The 8599-nt window shown below is 39.8% G+C and carries 10 protein-coding genes; 4 read left to right on the top strand and 6 right to left on the bottom strand.

The window, feature by feature from the left end; all coding sequences use genetic code 11:
• The coding region (locus JWQ85_RS04820) for a glucosidase (protein ID WP_299464765.1) at positions 1-2007 on the top strand (2007 nt) is incomplete at its 5' end.
• Between the two features lie 91 nt (positions 2008-2098).
• The gene (locus tag JWQ85_RS04815) at positions 2099-3028 is read left to right on the top strand and encodes a sugar phosphate isomerase/epimerase (protein WP_299464762.1); all 930 of its coding nucleotides are present in this window, start codon (positions 2099-2101) and stop codon (positions 3026-3028) included.
• 24 nt (positions 3029-3052) lie between these two features.
• Here the strand turns inward: JWQ85_RS04815 and JWQ85_RS04810 are convergent, their stop codons facing one another.
• From JWQ85_RS04810 to htpG, 3 genes are all read right to left on the bottom strand, one after another.
• Positions 3053-3319 (bottom strand): hypothetical protein, encoded by a 267-nt coding sequence (locus JWQ85_RS04810; protein WP_299464759.1) that lies wholly within the window; start codon positions 3317-3319, stop codon positions 3053-3055.
• Between the two features lie 11 nt (positions 3320-3330).
• Positions 3331-3840, bottom strand: coding sequence for a DUF4251 domain-containing protein (locus tag JWQ85_RS04805; RefSeq protein ID WP_299464756.1), 510 nt, complete (start codon positions 3838-3840; stop codon positions 3331-3333).
• A gap of 293 nt (positions 3841-4133) precedes the next feature.
• Complete coding sequence (gene htpG / locus JWQ85_RS04800) at positions 4134-6017, bottom strand: molecular chaperone HtpG (protein WP_299464753.1); 1884 nt, start codon at positions 6015-6017, stop codon at positions 4134-4136.
• 81 nt (positions 6018-6098) lie between these two features.
• Here htpG and JWQ85_RS04795 point away from each other — a divergent pair, with 81 nt between their 5' ends.
• A complete protein-coding gene (locus tag JWQ85_RS04795) occupies positions 6099-6443 on the top strand; it encodes a hypothetical protein (protein WP_299464750.1) in 345 nt (114 codons plus the stop codon).
• Between the two features lie 134 nt (positions 6444-6577).
• Positions 6578-6901 carry a hypothetical protein gene (locus tag JWQ85_RS04790; protein ID WP_299464747.1) on the top strand — a complete coding sequence of 108 codons (324 nt, stop codon included), beginning with the start codon at positions 6578-6580 and terminating at the stop codon, positions 6899-6901.
• On the opposite strand, the gene JWQ85_RS04785 is transcribed toward JWQ85_RS04790, so the two are convergent.
• The 3 genes from JWQ85_RS04785 to JWQ85_RS04775 form a co-directional block, all read right to left on the bottom strand.
• Positions 6887-7411 (bottom strand): NADPH-dependent FMN reductase, encoded by a 525-nt coding sequence (locus JWQ85_RS04785; RefSeq protein WP_299464744.1) that lies wholly within the window; start codon positions 7409-7411, stop codon positions 6887-6889. The two genes, JWQ85_RS04790 and JWQ85_RS04785, sit on opposite strands and share 15 nt — an antisense overlap.
• Before the next feature lie 53 nt (positions 7412-7464).
• Positions 7465-7956, bottom strand: a complete 492-nt coding sequence (locus JWQ85_RS04780) for a hypothetical protein (RefSeq protein WP_299464741.1) — start codon at positions 7954-7956, stop codon at positions 7465-7467.
• A gap of 5 nt (positions 7957-7961) precedes the next feature.
• The coding region (locus tag JWQ85_RS04775) for a HAMP domain-containing sensor histidine kinase (protein ID WP_299464738.1) at positions 7962-8599 on the bottom strand (638 nt) is incomplete at its 5' end.

The following is an 8599-nucleotide window of genomic DNA, read 5'->3' as shown; positions in this document are numbered from 1 at the left end:
TTCCGCAATACGTGGGATTGGGGATATGATAATTATAAACCGCAGTTATCGGCAGATGCAAACAACACCATACGAATTAAGCACAAGGATTTAGAACAAAAGTATTTAATAGCCGAAGGAACGCCTGTCATGCTTTTCTGCGATAACGAAACCAACACCAAACGTTTCAATAATGTAGACTATGGCAAGTCTTATTATAAGGATGGCATAAACGATTATGTTTTATACGGCGCTAATACCGTTAACTCCGCAAATACAGGCACAAAGGCCGCGTTTAACTACGATATTACTATCCCTGCAGGAGAAAGTACCACAATCAGATTAAGATTGTCTGACCGGGCCGGGAATGCTTTTAATGATTTTGATGCCGCATTTTCGTCGCGCCAGCAAGAGGCAGATGGGTTCTATAAAGACCTTAGCCCCGCAAACGGAGATGATGCGAAAGCTCAAATACAACGCCAGGCATTTGCAGGCATGTTATGGAACAAACAGTTTTATTATTACAATATCCATCAATGGTTAAGCGGCGACCCGGCAGAGCCCAACCCTTCGCCCGAACGCTTACATAAACGTAACAGCAAATGGCAGCATTTTAATAGTCAGGATATAATTTCCATGCCCGATAAATGGGAGTATCCATGGTTTGCCGCCTGGGACCTTGCTTTTCATTGTATCCCACTGGCCGCTATTGATATGCCTTTTGCCAAAAGGCAGCTTAACCTTTTAGTACGCGATTGGTATATGCACCCCAACGGGCAATTGCCAGCCTATGAGTGGGATTTTAGCGATGCCAACCCGCCGGTGCTTGCCATGGCTACCTGGAAGATCTACCAGTTAGATAAACAGGCAAACGGAGGTCAAGGAGACGCGTTTTTTCTGGAACGTATCTTCCATAAGTTGATGCTCAACTTTACCTGGTGGGTGAACCGTAAAGATGAAGTTGGCAATAATATATTTGAGGGTGGCTTTTTAGGATTGGATAATATTGGTGTTTTTGACCGCAATACCCGTTTTGCAAATGGGGCACATCTGGAACAGGTTGATGGCACCAGTTGGATGGCCATGTATTCGCTTAACTTGTTACGTATAGCTACCGAACTTGCCATTACTAATAAAGCATACGCCGATATAGCATCTAAGTTTTTTGAGCACTTTATTTATATTTCAGCGGCTATGTCCAGTTTGGGTGAAGGGGGAAATAGTGGTTTATGGGATGACGAAGATGGCTTTTTTTACGACCAGTTGCGTATGGCAGATGGAACGGCAGAGAAAATGAAGGTGCGCAGTATTGTGGGTTTAATACCTTTATTTGCTACGGAAGTGCTGAACGAAGCGGATATCGTGAATAACCCTATCTTTCGTGCTCGTATGGATTGGTTTAAGGCCAATCGCCCCGATCTAGTCGCATTGGTATCCCGTTGGGATGAGAAAAGCGCCGGCGGTAAACATTTGATAAGTCTGCTGCGCGGGTATCGTATGAAGGGGATCCTTAAATATATGCTGGATGAAAATGAATTTTTGAGCGAGTACGGTATCCGATCATTATCAAAATATCACCTTAATAGCCCTTTCAGCGCAAATATTAATGGAACGCAGTTCAGTATAAAATATGTTCCTGCCGAAAGCGACAGCAATATGTTTGGCGGCAATAGCAATTGGCGCGGCCCGGTTTGGATGCCTATTAACTACCTCATTATAGAAAGCCTGAACGATTTTTATCTGTACTATGGCGACGATCTAAAGGTAGAATGCCCAACCGGTTCCGGTAATATGATGAACCTGAAAGAGGTTGCCAACGAAATTTACAGGCGGATATCAAACCTTTTCCTGCCGGATGCAAATGGCAGTAGACCGATAAACGGACAGGACGAAAAAACGCAAACCGACCCTAACTTTAAAGATCATATCCTGTTCTATGAATATTTTGACGGGGATAACGGCAGGGGATTAGGAGCAGCACACCAAACCGGATGGACGGGATTGATTGCCAACTGTTTGTATCATTAATTGTTTAATGCGTTGATTTGACACAATAAATTTTTTTGTTTAAAAGAATTGATTTAGATTTACTTACCAAGTAAACTAAATTATAAACGTAATGAATTTTAACAGGCGCAAATTTTTGCAAAGCACGGGCACTTTGGTGCTTGGCAGTTCGGTTTTATCAGGTAAGGCAGCATCATATCTTAACATTATTAAACATCCGGTGGGTGTGCAGCTGTTTACATTTTTTAATGTAATAGACGATGATGTTAAGGGAACTTTAACCAAAGTTGCTGCAGCCGGTTACAAGGAAATAGAATCTGCTTTTAGTAAAAAAGGCGGATATTATGGCCTCAAGCCAAAACAGTTTAAAGCTTTGGCTAATGACCTTGGGTTATCATGGAGATCGCACCATGTGCTGGGGGCGCCGTTTAAAATGCCGGCAGGTGCTAAAATGCCCACCACACCCGATGGTAAACCAATGGTAATGCCACCAATGCGAAACCTAAGAGACAATATGCAGCAGCTGGTAGATGAAGCAGCCGAAGGCGGTGTTAAATACCTGGTTTGTGCCAATACCCCAACTGAGAACATGGACGATTTAAAGGCATCAATTGCGGTATTAAATACAACCGGCGAGGCCGCTACAAAGGCGGGGCTTACGTTTGCCTACCATAATCATGATATGGAATTTAAGATAATCAGCGGAGGTGTGATACCATACGATATGCTGTTATCAGAAACAGACCCTACGCATGTAAAAATGGAGCTGGATTTAGCCTGGGCTATTAAAGCGGGTAAAGATCCTGTTGATCTGTTCAGACAAAACCCAGGCCGTTTTCCGTTATGGCATGTGAAAGATCTGGATGCAAGCCACGAGAATATACTGCCTGTAGGTAGTGGTACTATAGATTTTAAGCCCATATTCGCAGCGGCTTCTACAGCCGGCATGCGCAGCTTTTTTGTTGAACACGATATGCCGAAAGATGCCTTTGCAAGCATTAACAGCAGCATTCAATATATTAGTAAAAACCTAAATGTTTAATATCAGATATGAATTTGTACAAGTTTATCTCAAATAAGCTTGTACAAATTCATCATTATTTATTGCGCTTACTAAAGCGTTTATTATCGGTTTTTCGGGAGATTTGTTATCCAGTTCGGTTGAATAATCTTCCAATTTATCCAAATATGCTACAGCTTCTTCCTCATCCTCAAATAGTAATATTAATTCACCGTTTACCTCAGTTTCCGTTCCGTTGGGCGGAGTGGGAAGGGTATCCTGCTCAAAAACTTTAGCAGATAGTGTTGTTGATGGAATAGCTATTCGTAACATAAACTTTAGATTTATTTCTTTTGCTTTTCTTTAATCTCACCAGTAAAACGCATCCGCTCACGGTTAGTGCTCAACACCGATAGATCTGCACTGCCGGTAGGTGAAATGGTTAATGCCATCTGGCTGGCGTTCTTTGCATCTTTTGGCCTTATCACCACATAGAACATGCCATTCTTTTTCTCCTCAGATGTATAAGTGAAATTAGTTGACGTGAATTTAATTCCGTTGTCATCACTATTATTGTATCCGGCACTTGAATAGGCGACACCCATAAATGGCAAATATGATACAACAGTATCTTTAGCAACGCGCAGATCATAACCCGGCGTTAAATAGCGTTGAATACCATACGATGGGTAGGCATAGTTTGCTTCAAAAGTAAAATCTTTTGATTCTATCATCTGTCTCATAGCAGCAGCTTTTGCGGCTTTTTTCTCACTTTTTTTAGTTTGCGCTGTAGTAGGAGCTATGGCGGAAAACGCGATGAATAAAGCGAGTAATATTTTTATTAAAGCTTTCATTTTTAATAGTTTAATATATAATAACGTAATACTTGTGTTAGACTTTATGTGTGGCAATAAGTTTAATTAGAAAGAAGGTATTTGCAGTATAATTGTAATACAATTGGCGGCCTTTGCTGTTTCACTTAAACTAAGTTAAGCCGTTGGATAATAAAATTGTTTGCGAGCATAATTCATGATTGTTTTATTTAAGATGCATTTATAAGCGAGTTTCCATAATGCACATTAAATTATTTTTCAAAAAAAAAGCCACCCGTTTTAATGGATGGCTTTGTATGATTTAAATGTACTTTTTATATCAGGCTAACGCTGCGGTTAACAAACTCGGTTAGTTCGGCACCGGTTAATAAACCTTGCGATAATAAGGCCAGGTCAAACGCTTGTTTGGCAAGCTGGGCCTGTACAGTTTCATCTTCGCCTTCTAAGATCTTGCCAATCAGTTTGTGGTTACCATTCACTATTACCTTGTAATTATCGGGCATGTTGCCGTAAAAACCCATACCGCCGCCCATGGCTGCCATATCTTTCATGCGGCGCATAAACTCGTCCATAGTTACCGTAACAGGTAACTCATCAGGGTTAAGGCTTTCCAGTTGTACTTTGTAAGCAGGTTTGTTAATGGCCTTATCGAAGATCTCTTTAATTTTGGTTGATTGCTCTTCAGTTAAAACATGCTCAGGTGCGTCATCTTTTTTAATAAGTTTATCGGCAACATCAGCATCAACACGTTTTAAAGATGTTTTCTCTAATTTCTGCTCTAACTGACTGATGAAGTGATTATCGATAGGAGAGTTCATCACCAATACATCGTAACCTTTTTTACCGGCCGATTGGATAAATGAATCCTGTTTCTCGGGGTCGTTGGTATAAATGTATATCAGCTGGCCATCTTTATCTGTCTGCACAGCTTCAACCTTGTCTTTGTATTCAGGCAGGGTAAAGTTTTCTTTGGCGGTGTTAGTTACCAAAACAAAATCTTTGGCCTTATCGTAGAATTTATCTTCGCTCACCATACCGTATTTTACAAACAGGCCAATGTCGTTCCATTTCTCTTCAAAGCCTTTGCGGTCGTTTTTAAACAGTTCGGCAAGCTTATCTGCTACTTTCTTGGTAATGTAGCTGTTTATCTTTTTAACGTTACTATCGGCCTGTAAAAAGCTACGTGATACGTTTAGTGGGATATCCGGTGAATCGATAATACCATGTAACAGCATTAAAAACTCAGGGACAATATCTTTAACCTCTTCGGTAATAAATACCTGGCGGGAGAATAATTTTATCTTGTTTTTTTGAACTTCAAAATCGTTCTTCAGTTTAGGGAAGTATAATACACCGGTAAGGTTGAACGGATAATCAACATTAAGGTGGATCCAGAATAATGGGTCTTCAGAGTAAGGATACAGTTCTTTATAGAATCTTAGATAATCCTCATCTTTGAGCTCATTTGGCGCTTTTGTCCAGATAGGATTAGTATCATTGATGATGTTATCAACCTCAATAGATTTGTATTTTGGTTTGCCTTCTTCATCAACACCATCTTCTTCCTCTTGTGTGGTAGTGCCAAATTTGATAGGCACAGGTAAGAATTTGCAGTATTTATCCAGTATTTCCTGTAAACGGTTCTGGCTCAAAAACTCTTCCGATTCTGCATTAATGTGCAGGGTGATTTCGGTGCCGCGTTCTTCCAGGCTGCCTTCGCTTATTTCAAACTCAGTGCTGCCATCGCAAATCCAATGAGCTGGCGTTGCGCCATCCTGGTAAGATAGAGTTTCAATTTCAACCTTATCGGCCACCATAAATGCAGAGTAAAAGCCTAAACCAAAACGACCGATGATCTCGTTGGCATCTTTAGCTTCCTTAAATTTCTCCACAAACTCGGTAGCGCCCGAAAATGCTATCTGATTAATGTATTTTTTTATTTCTTCGGCCGTCATACCCAAACCATTATCAGATATGGTGATGGTCTTTTTGTCTGCATCAAAGGCAACTTCAACACGCAGGTCGCCCAGGTCGCCGTTGTACTGACCCAATGAAGCTAAACGTTTTATTTTTTGTGTAGCATCAACCGAATTAGATACCAATTCGCGCAGAAATATCTCGGTATCAGAGTATAAGAACTTCTTAATTATGGGAAAAATGTTTTCGGTGTGTATCGAAATAGTTCCTTTTTCTTGCATAGTATTTATGTGTTTAGAAAATTTGAATGATTTACGGATACACCTAATCAATGCCCGTTCCAAAGCTTGCGGTTTGCCAAATTGGCAGAGCCGCATCAAAATAAAATTGATAATTTAGATTTACCTATTCACTTAAATATCATGAGGAATTTAATTTATTTGTTTCTGCTTATTGCTCTTACATCTGCGTGTTCAAATCCTAAACCAGCAGACAAGGATAAACCTAAAATTACGGTGCCAGTAAATGATACATCTTTTCTTACTGATAACAACTTTGCCTTTAAAAATCTGCAAGACTTGCATACTTTGTGGGAGAATCACAAATATGGCGATGAGAACAAGTTATATGCTGATTCGACACATAAAGTAGTTTTTGTTTCATTAACACGCCAGCAAAAAGAAAAGATCATTGCCCCTTTTTGTTAAATGAATTTCATATAAAGGATGTAAATTATATCGGACAGTATATGCAGGCCGATTTTATATCAAAGCAAGACAAGATAGGGGTATTACAACCAATTTTAGTAATGATAACGTGAGACGATTATACCTCATTGACCATGATATTGTTAGACGGAAATAATCACCCCGTAAACGGTTTTAATTTATTTGGAGGTATGCAACCAGGGCCAATTGAGCAAGGCGATAGTTTAACAATTATTCCGCTTGATAAGTATTCTGTAATTGAAGGAAATGTAATAACCTCTTATGAAGTAACACATAAAGAATTTGCAGATTCGCTTAAAAGACCTACAATTGTAGATTCGGTAGTATTAAAAAGCTTAATAGCTAAATCAGGGAAGATCATCACTAAAACAATTGGTAAAGAACGCTACACAATTCCTTACAAACCGGCTACGCCAATTAAATTAGTTACTAATTGAATGTAATTTATATTTTATTTGCTTTAAACTTTCAATAGTACCTTCATCCTTTACATTCCCATCCGTATCCATTTTAGAACGGATGAACTGGATCAGCAGACTGTCTACAATATTTGCGGATAGTGCGCCTAAAATTAATTGCATGGCCGCATGAGCTGTTTCTCCTCCTAAAGATGCTGTTATAAGCACTACAGGTTTATCTACTAAAGTACTGCTGCTTACCAGCCAGTCTAAAGCATTTTTTAGTTGACCGGGTACACCAAAGGCATATTCAGGGGTGCAGATAATAATGGCATCTGCAGCAGTAATGGCGTTTCTTAGAGCTTTGACAGGTTCGGGTGGCGTATCTTTATCTAACCCGGGGTCAAAGGGTGGGATGGAGCTCAGTGCATCGTAAATATGATAAGCTACATCCAAAGGAAGCAAACCGCCAATATGTTTTAAGATATTATGATTTGATGAGCCTGCACGCAGGCTGCCGGATATGGCGAATATGTTTTTGTATTGCATTGATGCCTACTGTTAGTACAACTTGCTCAGGTCAACAATAGTCAAATGTAACCTTAATTTTGCTTCCTGATAAAAGTACGCTGTCGTCCTTCCCGTTCTAAAATTGTTAAATTATTCTCGGTTAGCTCGATGACTTTAGTAGTAATTATTTCATAGTAATCACCATTCTCATCCTTTTTAGCGTGTCCTAATGATATAAGATAATTTGCAGTGGTACTGTAGGGTTTGCTGTAATAAAATAATTGTATGATTGATTGGTTTTTATTGTCGAAATACCATTGACCATTATCTGTATTTTGCGGAGTGAATTTAATAGCGTAGGTACCGTCGCTACGGTACATCCGTATCGGATTACCCACTAATTCTTTGCCCATTGATGTTATTATAGTATCAATTTTATGTCCCTCATGATCTTTCAGTATTGAAAATTCCCATGTCCCTACCAGTTCTGGCTTTAGATATTTTTCAGATTTGTTTTGACCGAAAACTTGTGTGGATAATGTTGTTGCTAAAAGTAACAACCCAAACTTAAGTTGGTGTATCATAGTGATTAATTATTGGTAAACTGTAAAATAAACGCCGAGCCTTTGCCCTCTGTAGATTGTGCCTGAATATTTCCTTTATGCAGCAGCATTATCTGCTTACAAAGACTAAGGCCGATACCGCTACCTGTTTTACGGGTACTAAAGAAAGGGATAAATATTTTATCCAATAATTCGGGCGGCATACCAAGGCCGTTATCCATTACTTTTACAAGCGTACGGTTGTTTTGCACTTCGGCCGATAGGGTGATGCGTGGTTCGTCCTTATCTTTAACCGCTTCAATGGCATTCACCAGCAGGTTTATCATTACCTGGTCTAAAAGATTTATATCCGCTTCTATGCCCAATGCAGGGTCGCGCAGAATAATCTCCAGTTCAATATTCTTTTTCTCAAGCGTTGGGCGCATCAGGCTGGCCAGGTTCTCGAACATATTACGCACCAATATCTTGTTCAGATCAAGTTTGGTTATCTTGTTAAGGCTGCGGTAACTTTCGGTAAATTTAAGCAAGCCTTCGCTTCGGCGTTTAATAGTATCAATACCCAGAGAAATATCTTCCAGATCAACACCCTCCAGGTTCCCGGTAATTTCAGGGCTTTGCAAGCGGTTCTTCAATGTATCAGCCAAAGAAGAAATAGGGGCAACCG

It is taken from the genome of Mucilaginibacter sp. (genome assembly GCF_028288105.1).
Taxonomy (GTDB): Bacteria; Bacteroidota; Bacteroidia; order Sphingobacteriales; family Sphingobacteriaceae; genus Mucilaginibacter.
The sequence above is the reverse complement of the archived record's forward strand: the minus strand, read 5'-3'. Positions and strand labels throughout refer to the sequence as shown.

What these genes read in the sequence shown, in the direction of transcription:
- JWQ85_RS04815 (WP_299464762.1), top strand. Translation starts at nt 2,099, where the DNA reads ATGAATTTTAACAGGCGCAAATTTTTGCAAAGCACGGGCACTTTGGTG.
- JWQ85_RS04810 (WP_299464759.1), bottom strand. Translation starts at nt 3,319, where the DNA reads ATGTTACGAATAGCTATTCCATCAACAACACTATCTGCTAAAGTTTTT.
- JWQ85_RS04805 (WP_299464756.1), bottom strand. Translation starts at nt 3,840, where the DNA reads ATGAAAGCTTTAATAAAAATATTACTCGCTTTATTCATCGCGTTTTCC.
- htpG (WP_299464753.1), bottom strand. Translation starts at nt 6,017, where the DNA reads ATGCAAGAAAAAGGAACTATTTCGATACACACCGAAAACATTTTTCCC.
- JWQ85_RS04790 (WP_299464747.1), top strand. Translation starts at nt 6,578, where the DNA reads ATGATATTGTTAGACGGAAATAATCACCCCGTAAACGGTTTTAATTTA.
- JWQ85_RS04785 (WP_299464744.1), bottom strand. Translation starts at nt 7,411, where the DNA reads ATGCAATACAAAAACATATTCGCCATATCCGGCAGCCTGCGTGCAGGC.
- JWQ85_RS04780 (WP_299464741.1), bottom strand. Translation starts at nt 7,956, where the DNA reads ATGATACACCAACTTAAGTTTGGGTTGTTACTTTTAGCAACAACATTA.